This window comes from Bernardetia sp. ABR2-2B, from assembly GCF_037126435.1.
Lineage (GTDB): Bacteria > Bacteroidota > Bacteroidia > Cytophagales > Bernardetiaceae > Bernardetia.
On the sequence record NZ_CP147020.1, the window covers coordinates 998,679 to 1,019,894 of the forward strand.

A 21,216-nucleotide genomic window follows, 5' to 3' on the forward strand; every position below is an offset into this window, starting at 1 on the left:
TCAAAATTTACGTATTTATATGAAAAGGTAAAAACAAATAAGCAAAAAAAATAACTTTTGTCTATAAAATTTACAGTTTTAGCGATTTTTTTAGTGATTTTGTAGTAAAAATGGATAAATAAGGAAGTTATAATTTGTTACTATTCATTTATTTGATAATTCCTTCTACCAAAAACTCTTGTCTTTCATTCAAGATAACATTTTCAGAGCCTTTAATAGAATAGCTTTCTATTGAGCCTTTTTTTACTTTGATAATCAGTGTTCTATTATTTTCATAAAGCTTATTTTTATCTTTCTGAACAATCAAGATTTCCTTTACATTTTCGAAAGAATCATCATTTTCTTTCTCAAAAAGAATTTCCATTTGCTTTACTATCAAATTTTCTTCCTCTGTTTTGAATATCCATTTTTGAGGCGTTTTTTCTATCTTATATCTATCACGCAGTTGTGGGGTATTTATATCAGAAGAATAAAAAAAAGCAAATTCATCTTTCCAGTCTATCTTTTTGAGGGTTTGTTCACTTTTTTGTCCTTGCAGAACTGTTTTTTTAATGATTGTAATTCCTTGTTTTTCCAATTTTTCCAAAGAAGTAATTTGATTATCTAAAAATCCTTTCAAATCAAAAAACTGTGTTTCGGCTGTTTCTTTTACGTCAGGAGGAATACAAGAAGAAATTCCAAAAGCTAGAAATAAAAAAGATAAAGATAACATAATGAAGGAGTTGAGAAATTGATTCATAGCTGTTTTTTTAAATGAAGTAAATGAAATAAGAATTACTAACAAATTTGAGAGAAAGTAGTTTTGATTTGACCTTTGATAATTACTTTTTACGATTTTTTAGAATCAAAATTATTTGAAGACTGCTCAAGATTTCGTAAATTATTGAATGATTTGGAAAAATATAAAATAAATCTGTGGAAAACAGCTACATCTAACATCTACACTACAACTAACAAAGTTACTCAATCATTCTTTTACTAAAAACATCTTATAATTATGGCAATGCTCATCGTATTTACAATATTCGGACTTTTTTGGCTTGGTACTACACTAGCTTCTATTACCTATATGGTTTTCAAAAACAGCAAAAGTCTGACACAAAAATTAGAAGACCACCCACCTTTTTGGCTACAAGATTATTATGCTTTTCTGAATCGTCATCACAAACCTTTACTTGTTGGAAGTATAGTCATGGGAATTGGCTTGACTATTTGGGGAATCAATTCTCAAAATACTAGAAGCTGTGATTATCGCACAGAAAAAACGAGCTGTTGGGAAATAAATAATCATAGAGAAACAAGAATTATTATTAAAAGGAGAGGTTGCAATAAAAATAGAAGACAAGAAACAACTTATATAGAACGCTCTGCAACTCCTTATGGTGGAACAGAAAATCTATATCGTTATTTTGAGCAAAATAAAATAAATACGACAGGGGAAGCAGGAACTATCTACGTTCAGTTTTTTGTACAAGAAGATGGCTCTTTAGCTGATATTTCGGTTCTTTCAAGTGTTAGTCCTGCTTTGGATAATGAAGCTATTCGTTTGATTGAAGAATATCAAGAAGGCTGGAAACCTGCTTTGTATCACGGAAGAGCTGTTGAGCAACGTGTTGTTATTCCTGTCCAGTTTTAAAGTAAAAACTTTTAATCATTTAATCCTATTAACCTTTTTCGTTGGCTCGTTTTTGGAAATTTTTGGATATCGGTAGGTGCAGCTCTTATGGGCTTGAGTACCTACCTTTTACTTTTCGAAACAGTTGGTATTTCCTTCGAACTTGCTCCTCTCTGGATTCTCTTTTTCGGAACGCTTGTTACTTATAATTTGTGTGTGTTTTACACAAAGGGGACAGCTTCTGAAAAATTTGAATTTATTTATAAAAATAAAAATACCCTCAAAACGATTTTCTTTCTAGGTTTTATTTTACTTATTCCTGCACCCTTTTTTATTACTCTCAATCAGTTTTGGTTTTTGGTTCATTTGGCAGTTATTTCTGTCTTTTATACCGTTCCTATTCATATAGAATTGCCCTCAGAGGAAATTTTGGAAGAAGAGGTTAACGGAAAAAATAGTAATATCACAGAAAAAACTAATCAAAAGAAATACTTTTCAGTTCCTGCTTGGCGAAATATTCCTTATCTGAAAATATTTTTGATTGCTTATGTTTGGGCAAGTGCAACCGTTATTTTTCCGATGTTACACGAAGATTTGATAATCCAAAACTCAAAAACAATAACACTATTTTTGGAGCGTTTTTTCTTTACATTAGCAATAACAATTCCCTTTGATATTAGAGACAAAGAAGGCGATAAAAAAGTTGGACTAGATACTTTAGTTAGTTTTTTATCTCCTCAAATTAGCAAAGTAGTAGCTCTCTTTTTACTTATTATTTGTCTAGTTTTAATCTATAATTTTCACATAAATTACCTTCTTCATTTCGGAGTGATTTATCTTCTAACAGCTTTTTTAATTGTTTTTAGTTCTAGTAAGCGTTCAGAATGGTATTTCACAGGAGGTATTGATGGTCTTTTTGTAATTGAAGTCTTGATTCTGATGCTTGTATAAAGATAAGTTCTAATACTCTAAAGCAAATATAGAAATGTCATCAATTTGAGATTCTTTACCTTCCAACATCCAATCTGTGATTGTTTCCTTCAAAAATTCTTGTTGTTCTTTCATAGGTTTGGCATGAATCTCAAAAAAGGTTCTTTCCAAACGTTTAGAACCGAATTTTTTATTTTTAATTCCCCCAAACTGGTCTTGATACCCATCTGTTGTTTGATAAACATAGATGGTATCTTTAGGAATTATAGTATGTGTAGTAAATATTTTTTGCTTCGTATTACGCCATCCTCCAATACTAAATTTATCTCCTTTTATCCTTTTAATTTCATTATCTTCAATCAAGTAAACAGAATTCATTGCACCAGCCAGTTCTATTTTGCGTTCATTTTTATACAAACAAACAACACTCATATCCATTCCATCTTGACCTTGATTCTCTGATTGATTTAACGAATAACGAATCAAATTATCTACTTCAAGCAATATCTCACTTGGATTGGTTATATTCCTAGCATTCACAATTTCTTCCAAAACATTAATTCCTATTACAGACATAAATGCTCCTGGTACGCCATGTCCTGTACAATCTGATTGTATTGCAATTATTTTATCTCCTAAATCTGAAAACCAATAAAAATCTCCTGAAACAATATCTCTTGGAATATATAATACAAAATAATTTTTTAGAGATTCAGACATACGATTATCAAACGGCAGCAGAGCTTCTTGAATACGTTTTGCATAATTTATACTCGCTGTTACACCATCGTGCATGTGTGTAATCTTATCATTTTGAGTAGTAATAACTTGTAAAGAAGTCTCTAATTCTTCATTAATCTGATGTAGTTCTTCTACCGTTTCTTTAAGAGCAACAGTTCGTTCTTCTACTTTTTGCTCAAGCTCTTCTTTTTGTTCTTTAATTAAATCTTGATTGATTTTGAGCTGTTTAAGTTCATTTTTTTGAGCAATTGCTTTTTCTTTTCTGTATTGATTAATACGCATAGCAAGAGCAATAGAAAACAGAATTACTTCGGCAGCCGAACCAATAAAAATAGCATTTTGAGTAAAAAAATTTGGAGTTAAAGCTCCGTTTACTTGCAATATTAACAAGGCAATACCAGTCAAATAACCTGTCCATGCTATTACATAGATAAATGCCTGTTTTTGTTTTTCAACAATAAGACAATAAAACCCTAATGCAATTAGATAAATACTAATTACCAAACTCATTACTTGAGATATAGCATTTAGAAAAGCTTTGTCCAAAAATATATCTAATATTGCAACTATGATACACGATGATGCAAAGAATTTAAGAATCCAGTAATTTTTAATGCTATGTTCCTTTAATTTTAAATACTGAGAACAAAACTCTATAATAAAAAATAGAGCCAAAGATACTGCAAATACCAAATAATAATTCAGACTAGGCGTATTAGAGTACAAAAACCTATGTGCAAAGCCTGTCAGCATTGCATAAAATAATCCTACAAAGACAATATAGCCTAGATAATAAGTGTATGCTTTGTCTTTCACATTAAATACAAGAAATAGATTATACATAAAGAGGGCAAACAAAATCCCAAAGTATATTCCAAAGAAAAAGTTATATGTGATTTGTTTTTTGTCAATCTGCTTTCTATCAGATAAATATATGGGAAGCTCTAAAGGAAACTTACCACTAAAACGGATATACATTACTTCGTTATCCTCTACATCAAATAAAAACATTCTGTTATCGTAATCACGCTGGTCGAAGGGGAGGTGTGAACCATATCGTTTTTTTACAAATTTATTTTCTGCTTTACGATATACATCAAGCGTATCGATTAAAGGATTAGCTATTTCTAAAACTTTATCTTCTGCAATAGAAGGAGTTTCCAAACGAACCCAAATAGCATCATTTGTATTAGCAAAATTTAGGAGTTTATCTGTAGATTCTATAAACTTTAAATCATCAATTTCTTCAACATTATTATACTGATGCAAAGAATCAACAAAATAAGAAATTTGCAACTCTTGCGCTTGTAAAGAAAATGAAAAACAAGCAAAAAATAGGAAAAGACATAGTATATTTCTTAGCATTTTTTTAATCTAAAAAATGGTAACTTAAAAATATAAAAATAAATTTATATCTTTTTTTTTGCAAAAAACCTTACTCCATTGACAAAACTTTAATTTTTTGATCAAATTTAGTTTCACTAGTCATTGGATTATTGAGTATTTTTTTAATTTCTATTAATCCATATCTGAAAAAAGAGTATTCATTATATCCATTTGAACAGACTCTTATTTTTGTTTTTTTATGTTTCCATTCTCCTACTTTGTAACACCAAACAAAGGCAATGGAACACAAAGCAATTAATTTAGCTATTTTATTTGGTTCTGTTAATTTTGTATTTTCTAAGTTAAAACCTTGTGATTTTAGTGCTTTAAACAACGTTTCGATTTCCCAACGTTGTTTATAAATTTCAAAAATATTATCCAATAAAACAGGTGATGCTAAATAAATATATCCTTTTTGTGTTCGACTTACAGATAAATATACCTCTGCTTCATTGACTACAAATGTTCCATCTAGTTGATAGGTTTCTGAAATCGAAAGCCCTCTACACCATGCTACAATAGACTTTGTTTTCCCTTTTCTAGTAGCTTTAAAGTTAGATTTTATACGCATTACAAAATCAAATTTTTTTGTAGCTAAATAGAAAAACCATTTTTTACCTATAAACTCTCTATCTGCTACAAGAGCAGTAATAGATAAATTAGGAAATTGATTTAAGAAATCTTCTATCAAATCAATTCGTTGTTGAGTAGCTGAATTTCCTGTCCTCGAAAGTACAGACCAACAAAGAGGAATAGATACCCCTTTATGAGCTGCTGAGAGAAGCAAAATATTAATATGCTCTTTTCCAACTTTCCAATTCGTTCTATCCAAACACAGTACGATATTTTCCCATTGTTCAATGCCTTCTAAGGAAATAATCAAATTAGTAATTGCTTGAAAATCAAGCTCATAATAATTTAAAAAGCGTTCTATACGACGTAAAGAAGAACTGTATTCTACATTCCTTTCAAACGCAGTTGCAATTTGAATTAAACCTCCTAGACCTACCTTTATAACAGCTATTACAAAAAGACCTATAAATTGAACTCGGGCTAAATGAAACCCTTTTAAATGAGAAGATAAAACACTAACTAATTTTGTAACTTTACCACTAGAAGCATACTTTGCTTTCGCCATAATTGAGAAAATTTTGTGAGAAAAATTTTGTGAGAAACTCAATTATGGCTTTTTTTTATCTAAATTTAAAATCTTTTGTCAGAGGACTGAGGGAAAAAACAGAAATATTTTTAAATAAAAAATAAAATATATCCTAGAGTTTAATTTAGTTTTTTAAATAAAAAATCCCACTTATTAAACGTTATCACGAATAAAAGCTATTTTCTTATGTTCAGACAGGATGCCTAAATTACCTATAGCAAATCGTGATAGTCTTTATTATAAAATAAGTGAGATTGTATATTTTTTCTGACTCCTTTAAACTCGTTCAATATGTTGTTTTGATAATAAGGCAACTCCTAATAGTAATAATCCAATAGAAGTTCCTTTCAATATTCCATTAATTATATCAGGTATTTGAATATAATACTGACAAATAAAGCTCAAAAACATCAGCAGAGCAGCAAAAGTAATAAGTAGCAAATAACTTTTATTTAGATTTTTCATAATTGTAAAGGGGATTTAATCTATAAATACTTAAAACTTATCTTTAATTAGTGATACGCAACAAAGCCGAATAAGTTTCAAAAAATCTTTATATTATACAATTATTTCAATTCTCTTTCACTTTTTTAGTCTCATAAGTTTAAAACCTCCACGCCACAAATCTAGTTTTTTTGTTTCCTTGTTCCATATTTACTGTTTTGTGTTCTGCTTTTAGCTTTTCTAACTGTTTATAAATTGCTTTTAGATTTCCACCTTTCGAAACGAGTGTTGTAAACCAATTTACTTGATTTTTGAACTCTACGCTTTGTTTTATCATTCTTTTTATAAAAAGAGCCTCTCCACCATTGCACCAAAGTTCATTTGCTTGTCCCCCAAAATTTAGTTTTATATTCTTCTCATCTATTTTATCATTATTTTTATCATTGCTTTTTAGGTTTTTTACTTTGCGTAAGGCTGCCGAGTTTGCTTCTTTTTCTGATGCGTGAAAAGGAGGATTACAGATTGTAAAGTCAAAATATTCATTTTCTTTAATTACTCCCTTAAAAATGTTTGCATTTGATTTTTGATGACGAATTTCTATATTTTGCTTGAGTTTTTGGGAGGTTTCTACATTTTTTCTAGCTGATTCAATAGCCATTTTATCAATATCTACTCCTACCATTTTCCAATCAAATAACTGACTTGCTAATATTGGATAAATACAATTCGCTCCAACGCCAATATCAAGCCCTTTGATAGTTTTATTATTACTTTCTGCATCTAATAAATCTTTTAGATAAAATAAATAATCGACTCGGCTCGGAATAGGAGGACACAAATAACCTTCTGGAATACTCCAATTTTGAATCTTGTAATGATGGGCTAGAAGCGACTTATTAAGCTGTAAAACTGCTTTTTCATTAGCAAAATCTATCGTTTCTATATCGTGTTTGTTTACAAATACATACTCTTTCAGAGCAGGATTACTTTTGATAAGTTCTTTGAAGTTATAAAACGAATTATGAATGTTTTTTGGATGCAAAATTTTTTAATTTGAAATTTGTAGGTTTTTATGTTGAAGTTGTTTAGGAATAGATTGTGTATTTGTTGGTGTCGCTACGCTAAAACACTAACAAAGGCTAAGTTATTTTTCCTTAGAACTTGGTTAGCAAACCCAATTCTAAAGAAAAATATATTCTTGAACAACTTCACTGTATATCAACCAAGTATATATTTTACGTGTTTTCCTAGTTTTTAAATTTAGGATACACACAATTTTTGTATAAAAAAGCTTCTTTAGCAAACGTTATCACAGTTGATTGTTCATGTGCATTCAGTTCCTCAGAAGCGTGATTGAAGTATAAAATAACACTTCTGAGGAAGTGACAGATTCATTTATGAGCAAATGAATACACAAAAATACCTCGTACAAAAATAACCATGATAAAGTTTAGTTTGCATTTTTTTTGGGTAAACCTAATAAATTTAATTTCGTAAACCTAGAAAGCATTGATTCAACTAATTTGACCTCCTAAAAAATGAAATTACGTCTTACTTTATTTATATTTCTACTTTTCATTACAAATAAAATATTTTCTCAAAATGATTCTATTGAAAATGTGGTTTTACTTTCTTATGATGCTTATGCTAACAAAAAAAATGCAGCTAATTTTGATACATTAAAAATTGGAGATGATATTAAAGATTCGGTTTTGGTACAAAAAGGAGGTTATTTGTGTTTGATGAATGAAAAAGGATATTTAGTAGAATACCACGCTGATAAAGAAGATAAAAAGTATAAAATTAAACATACGAAAAATGATAATTTATCCTTAAACGCACACCGTTCAAGAATAGAAGTTGCTAATTTTTGGATAAATATCAATACAAATCAAGAGAGAAGACCTTGTCTTTTTTCAAAAACAGATATTATTCATAGATACCCAAATGATATAAGTATTTTAGCAGAAATAAAATCAGAAATACTATTTGATACTACAGTTATTTTTTTAGATTACTCTTTTTATAAATCTACTTACGAATATCAGCATAGATATGATGATGAAGATACTATTTTTACACCTAAAAATGTCCATATAGAAATAAGCGATATAAGAAATAATTCACTATACAAATCTTCTCTTGATAACAACTTTTTTATTTTCACTTGGGATTTAGTGAATAAAGATAGTTCTGATAGAAATAATATAGCTATTTATAAGTTTGTTGCGCAAGATAATAAAGGAAAAGAATTAAAGAGTGGAACTTATGTATTGAGAGAAAAACGTAAAGAATTAAATACTTATGAAGAGTATTTGACATCAGATAGCAATACTAATTTTGATAATTTTCTTAAAGCTATTTTAGCTGCTAATAATAATGCTATTTACTTTCCTACTTTTCGTCAGAAATTTATGAAAGACCTTCCCCAAAATGCTCATCAGTCTGTTCCAAATACAAACTATGATTTTGCTGTATATTTTGACTTTCAGATTCGATAAAACTTGAGAACAGTTTTTATAATTTAAGGTCAGTTCCATAGAGCAGACCGAAACAAACAGAATATTATTCTGATCAAAAAGCTATTTTCAAAATATTTATAAGAAAATCAATCAAAAAATCAATTTTATTTAAGTAAATTTGGTTTTCTTACTTCAATTAAATTCATAAATGAAAACCCTATTTTTATCTCTCCTTACCTTTTTATTTTCTATGTCACTTATGGCTCAAAATGCTGAAAACCCTCTTCTGGGAAACTGGAAAGGAGAATTATCAGTTTCAGGAATGAAACTACCTTTAATTTTTCATATTTCAAAAATTGAAAACGAACAAGATGAAAACACGGATATTTTTTCTGCTACAATGGACAGTCCTGCACAAGGAGCAAAAGATATTCCTGTAAGTGAAGTTACTTTTTTAGATAATAATCTGATAGTCACAATTTCAACTTTAGGGGCGTCTTATGAAGGAAAGTTAATTTCTAAAACTCAAATTGAGGGAACATTCAAACAGGCAGGACAAAACTTTACTCTGATACTAAATAAAATGGAAAAAGATTCAGAAAAAGAAATCTTAAACCGTCCACAAGAACCCAAAGCACCTTTTGATTATAAAATTGAAGAAGTACAATTTCAAAACAAAAAAGCGAAAGAAGAAACTATTTTAGCAGGTACACTTACTTTACCCAAAAATACAAATCAAGAAACTCCTGTTGTAATTTTAATTTCGGGAAGTGGGGCGCAAGATCGAAATCAAGAAATTTTGGGACACAAACCTTTTTTAGTAATTGCAGATTATCTTACAAAAAATGGAATTGCTGTTTTGCGTTATGATGATAGAGGAACGGCACAATCGACAGGAAATTTTGAAAGCTCTACATCCAAGGATTTTGCAACTGATGTAGAAGCAGCGATTGATTTTCTGAAAACAAGAGATGATATTGACACAAAAAAAATAGGTTTAATCGGACACAGTGAAGGTGGAATGATTGCACCAATGGTCGCAGCAAATCGTAAGAAAGATGTTGCTTTTATTGTTCTTTTAGCTGGAACAGGTGTAAATGGAGGAGACCTTCTAGTAGAACAACAACAAGCTATCGGAAAATTAAGTGGAATGAGCAAAGAAGATTTGGCAAAATCAAAAAGAGAAAATGAAGGTGCATTTAGGATTGTAAATGAAATAACTGATGAAAAATTACTTCACGAAAAAATGAAATTGTATCTTACAGATTCAGTCAATCAAGATGATTTTCCTGCTTCTATGACTAAAGAAGAGTATATAAATGCACAACTTTCTCTTATTACTTCGCCTTGGATGTCTTATTTTTTGAGATACAATCCAAAAGAAAATTTATCAAATACAGTTTGTCCTGTTTTGGCAGTCAATGGTCAGAAAGATTTGCAAGTAGATGCAAAGATTAATCTTAAAGCTATAGAAAAAGCATTAAGAGAATCAGGAAATAATAAAGTAACTGTAAAATATTTTCCAAATCTAAATCATTTATTCCAAACAGCAGAAACAGGTTTGCCTTCTGAATATGGAACATTAGAAGAAACTTTTTCTCCTTTAGTTTTGGAAGCGATGAAAGACTGGATAGAACAACAAACTAATTGATAAAATATAAACCCTAAAAATCTCAAAGATTTTTAGGGTTTATAAAAAAGAAATTTTCATTCCTCTGTGTTCTCTGTAACTCTATGTTTAATAAAAAATTAACTTCTCTGAATTACCATATCTTCCAATGATTCTACCCACAGTGGATGCGAATTAAGACTATCGACCATATCCCAGCGTTCTCCACCAAGCTCTAAAAAGTCTTCGTGATAAGTTTCGGCTACCTCTACTGTCGTTTCCAAACAATCAGCTACAAAAGAAGGTACAAAAACAATGAGTTTGCGATAGCCTTTTTCGTACATTTCCTTTATTACATCATCTGTATAAGGCGTAATCCAAGGGTCAGTTCCTAAGCGAGATTGAAAACAAACCGTATAATCTTTTTCTGTAATTCCTAATTCTTTTGCCAAATGGCGTGAAGTTTCATAACATTGCGCTCTATAACAAAGGCGATTTACAGCACTAAATTTTTCACAACAACGACCTATTTGACAATGTGAACTTGCTTTTTTGAGTTGGCGTTGTGGCAAACCGTGATATGAAAAAACATAATGGTCATAATCGTGTGTTTTTAAAAGCTCCTCTCCTTGCAAGGCAAATGCTTTTATCATTTTTTCATCTGTCGGATAAGAATCTACAAAAGAAACTTCTGGAATCAATAACCATTTAGAAACAAGCTGCATGACACGCTCCAAGACCGACCCCGTGGAAGCCGAAGCATATTGAGGAAACATCGGAATAACGATAATTTTCTTCGGATTCATTTCCTGTAACTCGTTCAATACATCAGGAAGTGCAGGAGATTGATAACGCATAGCCAAGCGAACTACATATTTTTCTCTTTTCGTTTTGTCAGTCTCCTTTGCAGAATATTCATCTAAAGAGTGTTGTAGTTTTTCAGCTACATCTACTCCGTGATATAATAAAGGCGAACCTCTATCTGTCCATAATTTCTTGTATTCTGCTGCTGATTTTGGCGCACGAAAAGGCGCAATAATTCCGTTTACAAGTCCATAACGAAGAGGTGCAGCAATATCAATTACTCTTCCATCTAATAAAAATTCACGTAAATATTTTCGTACGTCTGGAGTTTTTGGAGAATCTGGAGTTCCTAAATTAACGAGCAAAACTGCAATAGGGGCATTTTTCATAAAACTATTTTTGTGTATGAAGTTATTGATGAGAGCATCAATAAGTGCAAAATTTTCTTCATTTCATTTTTTAAAAGTCTCTTCTAAACTTGATGTTAATTAAAAGAGTTTTGAAATTATGGTGCAAAAGTAGGTATTTTTTTGATAGTTTATTGATAGAAAAACAGAGTAGATAGAATTTGATTATTTATTCAATAAGAAATACTCTTCCATAATCTCTACCCCAGAAGATGTACCGATACGTTCTGCACCAGCTTCTACAAAAGTTTTTAGTTGCTGATAGGTTTTTATTCCTCCAGATGCTTTTATCCCAACCATTTGAGAAACTGTATTTCTTATAAGCTCCACATCTTCTAACTTTGCACCTGCATAAAAATCTGTTGCATTAGATGAAAACCCAGCATTTGCAAAACCTGTCGAAGTTTTGACAAAATCTGCTCCTGCTTCTTGACAAATTAAAGCTGTTTCTTTGATTTCTTTCTGAGATAAATAAGCCGTTTCTATGATTACTTTTAGCATTTTTTCGGCTTGATGAGCAATTTCTGCCAGTCTTACAATTTCTATTTTTGCCCAAAACGGATTTGTTTTGAAACCTGTCATCGAAATTACTACATCTAACTCATCTGCGCCATCTTTTAATGCCACTTCTGCTTCTCTTACCTTTGTTTCAGTACGATTATAACCTAAAGGGAAACCAATAACTGTAACTATTTTAGTATCTGTTTTGAGTAAGTCTCGCTTTACTTTCTTAACCCAAAAAGGAGGAACACAAACACCCATAAATTTATATTTGAGAGTTTGTTCTATCAATTCTTCAATTTCTTTATCTGAAATGGTAGGTCTAAGGTTGGTTTGTTCTATATATTGAGCAGGATTCATCTTTAAATTAGGATTATTTTATTGTTGGTGTCGCTACGCTAAAAAACCAACAATGGCAGAAATAAAATATTTTATTGAATCAACCAACAAAATGACTTTTCTGTTATTTTTATTCTTCTCCAAAATATTCTACATAATTTTTTTCTGTCTCAAAAAGCGTGAGTGAATGCAAAACAGCATTTTTTTCTGACAAATCAATTATTTTTGGCGCAAGAATTTTCCAAAACTCCATAATTATAATTTCACAAGAAGGAATTTTATTTTGTAGAAACTCTACTTCAATATTTAGATTTTTATGATCCACTTTATCAATAACTTCAGTTCGGATAAGTTTTCCTAGCTTTTTTAAATCTAATACACAGCCTGTTTCTGGATTTATTTTTCCTTTTACTTTTACAATTAATTCAAAATTATGTCCATGAAAATATTGATTCGAACAAATTCCGAACTCTTCTTCATTTCTCTCATCGCTCCAATCAGGATTAAATAATCGGTGTGAAGCACAAAAATGCTCTTTTCGGCACAAATAAACCATGTTTTTTATCTATTACTTATTTTATCAGCTTTATTTTATTTGAAACCACAAAATTACGCTTATTCTATCAAAATTGATAATTTTATTTGAGAATAGAACGGCTAGTGTAGGTTTAGTAAAAGATTCGTAGTTTTTTTTGGTTGTGATGCTACTTCTAAATTTTCACTTTATTTCAAGTGTAAAACTATTTTGACTAAACACGTATCCCCATTAATGTAATATCGTCCCGTTGTGGTGTGTCTTGTTGATGATTATCTAACAAATCAATAAGTTGTTGTTGTTGTTGTTCTGTGGAAAAAGAAGCCAAAGAAGAAAGTTGTTCTGTAAGTTTTGGTGTACCTAGTTTTACTCCATCTGGGTTAGATTGGTCTGTAAATCCGTCAGAAAAAAGATAGAGCATTGTTCCTTTTGGCAAAAACGCTTCCTCATTTTCAAAGTCATTGTATTTTTTCTTTCTTGAATATCCACCAATAGAACGTCTATTTCCTTTAACTATTTGTAACTCATTAGAAGGTAAAGTATAAAAAAGAGGACGTTTTGCTCCACAATAAGTTATTTTGATATTTTCTTCTGAATGGTTTTTATCAATGACACAAAGAGAGATATCCATTCCATCAGCATTCACTTTTTGTTCTTGTCTTAATGAAGTTTTTATTTCTTTGTGTAACCATTCCAAAATTTCTGCTGGGTTTGTAAGATGTTGTTGAGTCACAGCTTCATTAAGAAAAGCATGACCAAGCATAGACATAAATGCCCCTGGAACGCCATGTCCCGTACAATCTACAACAGCTACAAAAATTTTATGTTCAGTTTCTGTTTTTAACTCTGTTGCCCAATAAAAATCCCCAGAAACAATATCTTTAGGACGAAAAATGACAAAATGTTCATCAAAATACTCTTTTAGTTCTTGTTCAATTGGCAAAACAGCTTGTTGGATAGTTTGAGCATAACGAATTGAATCAGTAATATTTGTATTTTTATTAGCAATAATTTGATAGGCTTTTATATTATCCAAAGCAATGGCTGTGTAAGCACCCAAAGTATCTAACATATCCAACTCTAAAGAAGAATATTTATGTTTTTTCATACTTTGTACTGTCAAAACTCCAATGGTTTCTCCTTCTGAATTTAAAGGCAAATAAACCAAAGAATAAGGTAAATTACCCACTTCAACGTCTTCTAAATCTATATCAAAGTATTCTTTATACTGAGACTGTGAATCTGTAATTACTAATCTTTCATTATTTGTTAAAGACCTAACCGATAATCTAGTAGTATCACTTAGGGAATCTGAGTGAGCAGGTAGAATTTCATTATTTTCTACAAATCCCTCAAACTCAATTTTATTTGTGTCTTTATTAAGAATTCCGATTCCAAATCCATCAGCAGGCATAAGTGTATTTACACTCTCATAAACTGTTTGAATAAGTGTTTTTACATCAAGAATATTTGTTATTTTCTGTCCAATTTCACTAAGAATACGCACATTTTGGTACGATTTTTCAATTTCTTGTTTTTGATTACTAATAGCAGTATTGGCAAGAGATAAATTTTCAGCCTGTAATTCCAACTCTTCTTTTTGATTATTGATAGCTACATTTGCTTGTGAAAGATTGTCAGTTTGCATTTGTAACTCTTCTTTTTGCTGAATAATTTCGGCTGTACGTTCAGTAATTATTTTTTCTAGTTTAGCTTTATCCCTTTCTAACCTTTTCGTATTTAGTTTTACGATTAACCAAACAAGTAAGACTGCCAAAATAACATAAATAACATAGGCTATTGGTGTTTTATAAAAAGGTGAATGAATCTCAAACTCATATACTGCTTCTTCACTTTCTACTCCCCAAATTGTACGAGCCTGTACTCTAAATTTATATTTTTTATCAGATAGGTTGGTATATTCTTTTTGAGCTTTAGATGACCAAGATGACCATTTTTCATCTAATCCTTCTAGTTTATATCGATATTCTGTTTGCTCTGGAAAACTCATCTCTGGACAAGCAAAAGAAAAACGCAGTGCATTAAAACGATAGTCTAATTTTAATTGTTGATTCGTAGGTTGTAAATAAGTAATTAAGCTGTCTTCTCCCAAAAATGAACCACCAAAAAGCAGTGAATCTGTTTCTCCTAAAAATTCTATTTTACGAACCTGTACAGTTGGCTTCTGATTAATCTCAAAATTTCGTTTTGAATCTATAAAAACAAATCCATCTCCTACACCCAAAACTAATTTCCCATTAGGAAGTGTTTTGTTTAGATTGATTTCACTATAAATAGATTGTAAGGCTGTAAAATCAGTTTGTTGCCTATATTTATTTCCTTGTTCTTTCCATAAAACGCCTCTTTCTCCACTGATTTCATACCAAATATTGTCCTCTTTATCTTCATGAAGACGAGATATATTTTTACCCTTAAAATAAGCATCAAAAAATTTATCTTTGACAAATTTGTCTTGTTTCTCATCATATTTTAATACTGTGTTTTTGTTTACTACTATTAATCTACCTTGTATTCGATGGATGTTATTGCCCATTTCAGAAAATAAACCTTCATCAGCAGTATATAACTTTGCCTCTAATAAACTATCATAATCTTCTGAAAAAGTCAAACGATAAACTCCTTTATTATTACTTTGCGTCCACCAATATCCTTTATATTGACTCAAAGAACGCACACTTTCATCAAAGTTTGGATAGAGTTTTTCACTCCACTCTTTGCCTTTTACATCACTTACCCTTGTAATAAGTTGCACCCCTCTTGACAATACTGTCAAAAATCGTATAGTAGTTGGCGAAGAAACAGGTTGTACCGACCAAACTGCTTTGTTCAGTATATTCAGCATATTTGCTGATGTATCAGTAACTTCAAATACTCCTAAATTATGTCCATAATAAATTTTGTCATCATGAGGTGTTGAAGCTAATGCGTATCCTTTTGTACCATTAAGTAATGAAAATGGTTTTAATTCTCCATTTGCAGGATTTGTTCTAGTTGGATAATTATTTTGATAAATTCCTGAAGTAGTTCCTAGATATAATTTATTGTAGGTTTCTGAATAATCGGCTGTCAATCCTTTTCCTGTTACTCCCTGCTTTTCTCCAACCGTTGAATAAGGAAGACCTAAATAAATGCAAGAAATACCATTGTCAGTAGCAAGCCATAAATTACGTTCTTTATCCAAGTATAAATTATAAATTGTATTACTCTCAAGTATATTTTCTTTATTGAGATGTAACTTTATATTTCCCTCTAAATCTGTAATAAAAACTCCATTTCTAAGAGTTGCAACAGCTATTTCTTGAGAAGGTAAATGAACAGATGCATACCCTCCAGCCTCATTAAATGTGGTTGTAGAAGGAGATTCAATTTTAGTAACTATTTTATTTCTCACCTCAAAACTTCCCTCTGGGCGAGTAAGCGCAATTAATGCATTATCATTTTTTTGTTCCTCTTTATTTTTGGATAGTATTCCATAAACATACTGTGTACCAATATTTTGCTCTGAAAATGATTCTAGTTCATAGTTATTATTCAATTTTAGCAGTCCTTCTCTATCATATTTTACATATAGTTCATTATTTGCAAAAAAAGCAGTCCCAAATCCTTGTTCTGGTGTTATGATTTTTTTAAACTCTCCATATTTATAAATCAAAAGTTGTTCGGCTGTTCGAAAATATACCTCTTGTTTTTCTTCTTGAATAAAAATCTGCCAGACATCATTAAAATTCCTTTTATCTTCAGGTATTTTGTCCACCAAAGAAATATAATGTAACGTATTTGTCGAATCAGGCTTGAGCATTCCAAGTTCACCTTTTGCTCCAACAAATATTTCTCCTTTTGCTGTTATGGCTAATGATTTTATCGTTGAATTATTAGTTATTCTATATTTGCGCCAATTTTTACCATCAAACTCCAAAATACCTTCATTATTTCCGATATAAATAAGTCCATTTGGGCTTTGAGCAATTGCCCAGTTTTGAGAAGAACCATTATATTCTTCTGGCAAGAAATTACGCACTAAAGGAAAACCTATTTCTGGAACAAGAGTAGAAAACGTTTGATTTTGATTAGATTGAGCCATTACATTTCTTTCTATTGCAAAGAGATGAATTAGTAAAATAAAACAAAATAAAAAATTATTTTCTTTAAAAAGATAATAACCTTTTTTCATAAAGAAATAAGTTAAACAATAAAAGATTTACAAACGAAATACAAAATAACTTAACGGTTACGTTGTATTTAATAAAAGAGTATTATACAATAATAACTGAAAAAACTAAAAACTAAAAACATTTCTTAAATTTTCTTTTCTCTTCCAATGCCTCTTTTATCCTTTTTTCAGTTTCGGCAATAAGCGAAGTAGAACTATTTCCTTCTTCTAACCAAACTTTCATGTCAATTGGTTCTAATACTTTTAATTGAAAATTAATACCAAAAGGAATGGGTTTGAAATTGTAACGCTGCATTTTCCAAAAATTATCTATTACAACAGGCATAATAATAGGAGGATTTTTTGCCATAGCTTTAAACATCATCAAAAGACCTGCTGGTTTGAAGGGCAGCATATTGCCATCTTTTGAGCGTGTTCCTTCTGGAAAAATACAACCTGCATAATTATTTTCATTAATATAATTCGAAAATTTACTCATCGCAACAAGGGCTTGTCTTCTGTCTTTTCTATCAATCAGAACAGAACCTCCATGACGCAGATTATAAGAAATGGCAGGTGTTCCGTATTCTAATTCTTTTTTACTCACAAACTTTGGATGATGTTTCCTAAATGTCCAAAGAATGGCAGGAACATCATAAATACTTTGATGATTCGAAACTACAATTATTGGTCTATCCGTTGGCAGATTGGGCTGTTTCATCTTTGGAAGCCTTGCACCCAATGTATATAAGCCTTGCATGAGCCAAAAAGCCATATAATCTACACTTTTTTTATGTCCTTTGTATTTCCAAAGATTAAGTGAAACGACTTGTAAAACGTGAAAAATACAAAGTGTGCTATAAAAAACAACTATAAAAATAGGTGTAGTAAGCCAAGAGATAATTTTATGAAAAATATTCATGATAAATAATTTGTGTTCTATATTGTGTGTTTTGGTATTTTTGATGCAAAGTTGCTTATTTTTCATTGAAAAACACACCTTTTTTGAACTAAAAAAATGCCACCCCAAAAATTAATTTTGAAATAGCATTTTTAAATTATTGATTTTAATGTCTTTTTTTGTGATTAATCTCCATCGCCACTATCGTAGGTAATCGTAATTCCTAAAAGAGAAATCATTTCACTTTTGAAGAAACGAGTAAGTTTTTGCATTTCTGTCAAGACATTATTTATTGCTGTCGGATTTGAGTTAATTTGAACTTGTAAACTTTCGTTAGGTAAAAGGTTAATTGCTTTTCTTACTTCTTCCAACTGCGCTTTAGTTTCCAAAACTACAGCTTCCCCACCCTCTATACTTTCTAGGTACTCTTCAAAACCAACTTGGTCTTGTCCGTTTAAAGCTTTTCCATACCAAATGCGTTCAATATTTTCAAAGTGTGCTTTCAAAAAAGTAATTGATTCTTTGCTGTAATATGCCTCTACCAACTTAGGCTCGGCTTGTGTTTGTCCTGCTCGTCTTCCAAGTGGCAAACCTAATTTAAAATTTTTGATACTCTCAAAACTCTTACTCCATTCATTAAATAAAATAGAAACTCCACTTCCTGCATCTGTTCCCGTGTTGCTCACAAAGGTCTCTTTGTAACCATTTTGCCACGAATCATTTACCTTTTTTACTTCTGATTGAATATTTTGCACTACGGCAAGTAAATAATTCTTTCTATTTTGGTCTGTATATTTTTCTACTATGTTTGCTTTACTTTCTGTATCAAAAAGTAAATATTCTGCTCCTAAAAAACCTCTAGAATCTCTATCAAAATTGTTTAAGGAAGAATTATTTGTACTGATATAACTTTCAATTTTAGTCTCACTTACAGGGAAAGTTCCAACATTTTCCAATAGCGAACCAAGCGTTCCTTGTGCTGCCCCAAAATTATAAACATTGGCATCTTGAAAAGATAAATAAGCTGATTTCCAAGCATTTTGAGCAACTTCTAAATTAGCAATAGATGGATTTTGAGTAAAGTTTTGAGTTGCTTCTACAAATAAAGTTGTATTACTTTCTAGGTTTTGATAAGAAGGAATAATCAAATTAGTTGCTACATTATCTAATAATTCTTTTCTATCAAATTCCGTTTTTTTGGTCTCTGTTTCATTTCCACACGAAGAAAGCCCAAAAAGTGATATAATTATAAAAAAGACAAAGTAAAATTTAAAAAAAATAGTTGCCATAGATTTAGTTGTATATAAAGGTAGTATAAGTTTTAAAAATCATTAAAACACAAACAACTCAAAAAGCTGTTTTTGCGTATATGATAGAATTAGCCTAACTCTGATTGATGTTAAAATAGAAATAAAATGATTATTATTTTTGTTTAGACTAATTTTAAATAAGGTTTTAATTTTCGACAAAAGTACGTTCTACGTCTTTATTTTGCAAATCTGTTTCAATTTTTTCATTCCAAAGTATGTCCTATCATTCTCATAAATTAAATTCTTCTACCCATTCTCATATTATAAATAGAACTGACCCAATTACAGGCGATTCTGTCAAGGAAAATGATAATGTTGTTTTCTGTGCTGTCTGTAAATCTTGTTTTTTGGAAGATAGTTGGGTTTATATGAATGAGCAGCACTGTGAACAAAACAAAACGCTTGAAAATGTTCCTCCTTTACCTGCTAGATTTTCAGCAAAAAAATCCGATAATCAATTGATAGCAAGTTTATTAAGTAGTGAAATGCGTTATGAAACTATTTTTGGTGTTGCTACTTTCTGTTTCTTTCTTAGCTTTTTCATAATGAGCGCATTAGAGCATAATTTTGGAATAAAAATGAACTTTAACCTTATATTTTCAATTGCTTTCTTGGGAGGACTCTTTGCTACAATTGTAACTTCTGCACCTCTATTTAGACCTCTAATTGGTAATCATCAAGACGATATACGCATTTTTAGAAAGCATATAGAATTAGGTAAGAATTCTTATCCTATGCACGAGGTCAGACAAATTAAATATCAACGAGAAACGTATGTGGAATATGTAGATAGACAAGAGTTATATAGCTACATGAGTCCTGTTATATTAGTTTATTTTGCTAATGGAAATTATGTTCACCATACTTTACCCATCACAAGCTACAAAGATACATCTGGTTTTTTGAGGGAATTAGCAAAAATATCTCATTTTGTAGAGGTATTTTTTTATAGCGAGAATAGAAACGAATATGAAACTATGAAAAGTATTCAGTCAAATAGTAACGGACATATTGTACTGGGAGAACCTATCAGACTTCTTCATAACTTAAAATAAAACCACAGAACTAAATGCCTTACTACACCCACAAATTAAACTCAAATCACTCTCATATCATTGGCAGAACTGACCCAATTACAGGCGATTCTGTCAAAGAAAATGATACGGTTGTTTTTTGTGCAACTTGTCAGTCTTGTTTTTTGGAGGATAGCTGGATGTATATGAATGAAATTCATTGTGAGCAAAATCAAACACTTGATTCTATTCCTGTTTTGGCCTCTAAATTAGTTGCTAGGAAAACGAAGGAAGAGGTAATTGCTGTGCTACCAAAAAAAGTTAACACGCTTCTATTAGGACTTCTATTTACTTTAATTTCTTTACTTAGCTTTGGATTTTATTACAATGGTCAAAAAGCAACATTAGAGATTTTAATGGTAATGTTTTTAGGTTCTGCCTTTGTAGGTTTTACGTCAGGCTTCTTGCTTTCGACGAACTTATTCAGAAAAATTATAGGATTTGACAAACAGGATATTTATCTTTTTAAAAACAGGCTAGAAATAGAGAAAGAGACCTTTTACTGGAAAGATATAAAACAAGTTAAGTTTCAGAGAGAAATGGAGTATGTTTGGGAAAGACCAGCATCTAAAACCCCCACTTTATTTCTTTATTTTCACGATGGCACAAGACAGATAAAAAACCTTCCTACTAGGGATTACAAAAATATAGAGAAATTTCTAAAAGGTTTAGCCAAAATATCAAAGTTTACAGAAGTCTATTTGTACAGCGAACAATCCCAAGAACATATAATTATCAAAAGAATTAAAGAAAACACAAAAGGAAATATCATTGTAGGAGAACCTTTTAGATTATTAGCTGACTCTAACTATCCTAATCAATTTTAAAA

Annotated in this window: 17 protein-coding genes; 6 read left to right on the forward strand and 11 right to left on the reverse strand. The window is 30.5% G+C overall.

Going from position 1 to position 21,216, the window contains the following annotated elements; genetic code table 11:
• Positions 1-148: 148 nt before the first annotated feature.
• Complete coding sequence (locus tag WAF17_RS04185) at positions 149-739, reverse strand: hypothetical protein (protein WP_338766622.1); 591 nt, start codon at positions 737-739, stop codon at positions 149-151.
• Positions 740-997: 258 nt separating this feature from the next.
• Here WAF17_RS04185 and WAF17_RS04190 point away from each other — a divergent pair, with 258 nt between their 5' ends.
• Together WAF17_RS04190 and WAF17_RS04195 are read left to right on the forward strand one after the other, a co-directional pair.
• Positions 998-1,636: an energy transducer TonB gene (locus WAF17_RS04190; RefSeq protein ID WP_338766624.1), complete on the forward strand. Its 639-nt coding sequence runs from the start codon at positions 998-1,000 to the stop codon at positions 1,634-1,636.
• A gap of 87 nt (positions 1,637-1,723) precedes the next feature.
• Positions 1,724-2,566 carry a hypothetical protein gene (locus WAF17_RS04195; protein WP_338766626.1) on the forward strand — a complete coding sequence of 281 codons (843 nt, stop codon included), beginning with the start codon at positions 1,724-1,726 and terminating at the stop codon, positions 2,564-2,566.
• A 9-nt stretch (positions 2,567-2,575) separates the two neighbouring features.
• Here the strand turns inward: WAF17_RS04195 and WAF17_RS04200 are convergent, their stop codons facing one another.
• The 4 genes from WAF17_RS04200 to rlmF all read right to left on the reverse strand — a co-directional run bounded on the left by WAF17_RS04200 (position 2,576) and on the right by rlmF (position 7,317).
• Positions 2,576-4,651, reverse strand: coding sequence for a 7TM diverse intracellular signaling domain-containing protein (locus tag WAF17_RS04200; protein WP_338766628.1), 2,076 nt, complete (start codon positions 4,649-4,651; stop codon positions 2,576-2,578).
• Between the two features lie 70 nt (positions 4,652-4,721).
• Positions 4,722-5,810, reverse strand: a complete 1,089-nt coding sequence (locus WAF17_RS04205) for an IS4 family transposase (protein WP_338760955.1) — start codon at positions 5,808-5,810, stop codon at positions 4,722-4,724.
• A 297-nt stretch (positions 5,811-6,107) separates the two neighbouring features.
• A complete protein-coding gene (locus WAF17_RS04210; protein WP_338766630.1) occupies positions 6,108-6,296 on the reverse strand; it encodes a hypothetical protein in 189 nt (62 codons plus the stop codon).
• A gap of 139 nt (positions 6,297-6,435) precedes the next feature.
• Complete coding sequence (gene rlmF, locus WAF17_RS04215) at positions 6,436-7,317, reverse strand: 23S rRNA (adenine(1618)-N(6))-methyltransferase RlmF (protein WP_338766633.1); 882 nt, start codon at positions 7,315-7,317, stop codon at positions 6,436-6,438.
• Positions 7,318-7,813: 496 nt separating this feature from the next.
• On the opposite strand from rlmF, the gene WAF17_RS04220 reads away from it, so the two are divergent.
• Complete coding sequence (locus tag WAF17_RS04220; protein WP_338766638.1) at positions 7,814-8,776, forward strand: hypothetical protein; 963 nt, start codon at positions 7,814-7,816, stop codon at positions 8,774-8,776.
• 169 nt (positions 8,777-8,945) lie between these two features.
• On the forward strand, positions 8,946-10,388 hold the full coding sequence (locus WAF17_RS04225; protein ID WP_338766640.1) for an alpha/beta fold hydrolase: 1,443 nt from the start codon (positions 8,946-8,948) through the stop codon (positions 10,386-10,388).
• A 98-nt stretch (positions 10,389-10,486) separates the two neighbouring features.
• Here the strand turns inward: WAF17_RS04225 and hemH are convergent, their stop codons facing one another.
• The 6 genes from hemH to WAF17_RS04255 all read right to left on the reverse strand — a co-directional run bounded on the left by hemH (position 10,487) and on the right by WAF17_RS04255 (position 19,293).
• Positions 10,487-11,539, reverse strand: coding sequence for a ferrochelatase (gene hemH, locus WAF17_RS04230; RefSeq protein ID WP_338766643.1), 1,053 nt, complete (start codon positions 11,537-11,539; stop codon positions 10,487-10,489).
• Positions 11,540-11,722: 183 nt separating this feature from the next.
• On the reverse strand, positions 11,723-12,418 hold the full coding sequence (deoC, locus tag WAF17_RS04235; RefSeq protein WP_338766646.1) for a deoxyribose-phosphate aldolase: 696 nt from the start codon (positions 12,416-12,418) through the stop codon (positions 11,723-11,725).
• A 109-nt stretch (positions 12,419-12,527) separates the two neighbouring features.
• Complete coding sequence (locus WAF17_RS04240; protein ID WP_338766648.1) at positions 12,528-12,953, reverse strand: 6-carboxytetrahydropterin synthase; 426 nt, start codon at positions 12,951-12,953, stop codon at positions 12,528-12,530.
• Between the two features lie 193 nt (positions 12,954-13,146).
• The gene (locus tag WAF17_RS04245) at positions 13,147-17,124 is read right to left on the reverse strand and encodes a SpoIIE family protein phosphatase (protein WP_338766650.1); all 3,978 of its coding nucleotides are present in this window, start codon (positions 17,122-17,124) and stop codon (positions 13,147-13,149) included.
• 112 nt (positions 17,125-17,236) lie between these two features.
• A complete protein-coding gene (locus tag WAF17_RS04250) occupies positions 17,237-18,091 on the reverse strand; it encodes a lysophospholipid acyltransferase family protein (RefSeq protein WP_338766652.1) in 855 nt (284 codons plus the stop codon).
• 98 nt (positions 18,092-18,189) lie between these two features.
• Positions 18,190-19,293: an imelysin family protein gene (locus tag WAF17_RS04255; RefSeq protein ID WP_338766654.1), complete on the reverse strand. Its 1,104-nt coding sequence runs from the start codon at positions 19,291-19,293 to the stop codon at positions 18,190-18,192.
• Between the two features lie 236 nt (positions 19,294-19,529).
• Here WAF17_RS04255 and WAF17_RS04260 point away from each other — a divergent pair, with 236 nt between their 5' ends.
• Entirely contained in the window at positions 19,530-20,369 is an 840-nt protein-coding gene (locus tag WAF17_RS04260) for a hypothetical protein (RefSeq protein ID WP_338766656.1), read from the forward strand.
• A 14-nt stretch (positions 20,370-20,383) separates the two neighbouring features.
• The gene (locus tag WAF17_RS04265; RefSeq protein WP_338766658.1) at positions 20,384-21,214 is read left to right on the forward strand and encodes a hypothetical protein; all 831 of its coding nucleotides are present in this window, start codon (positions 20,384-20,386) and stop codon (positions 21,212-21,214) included.
• Positions 21,215-21,216 lie beyond the last annotated feature (2 nt).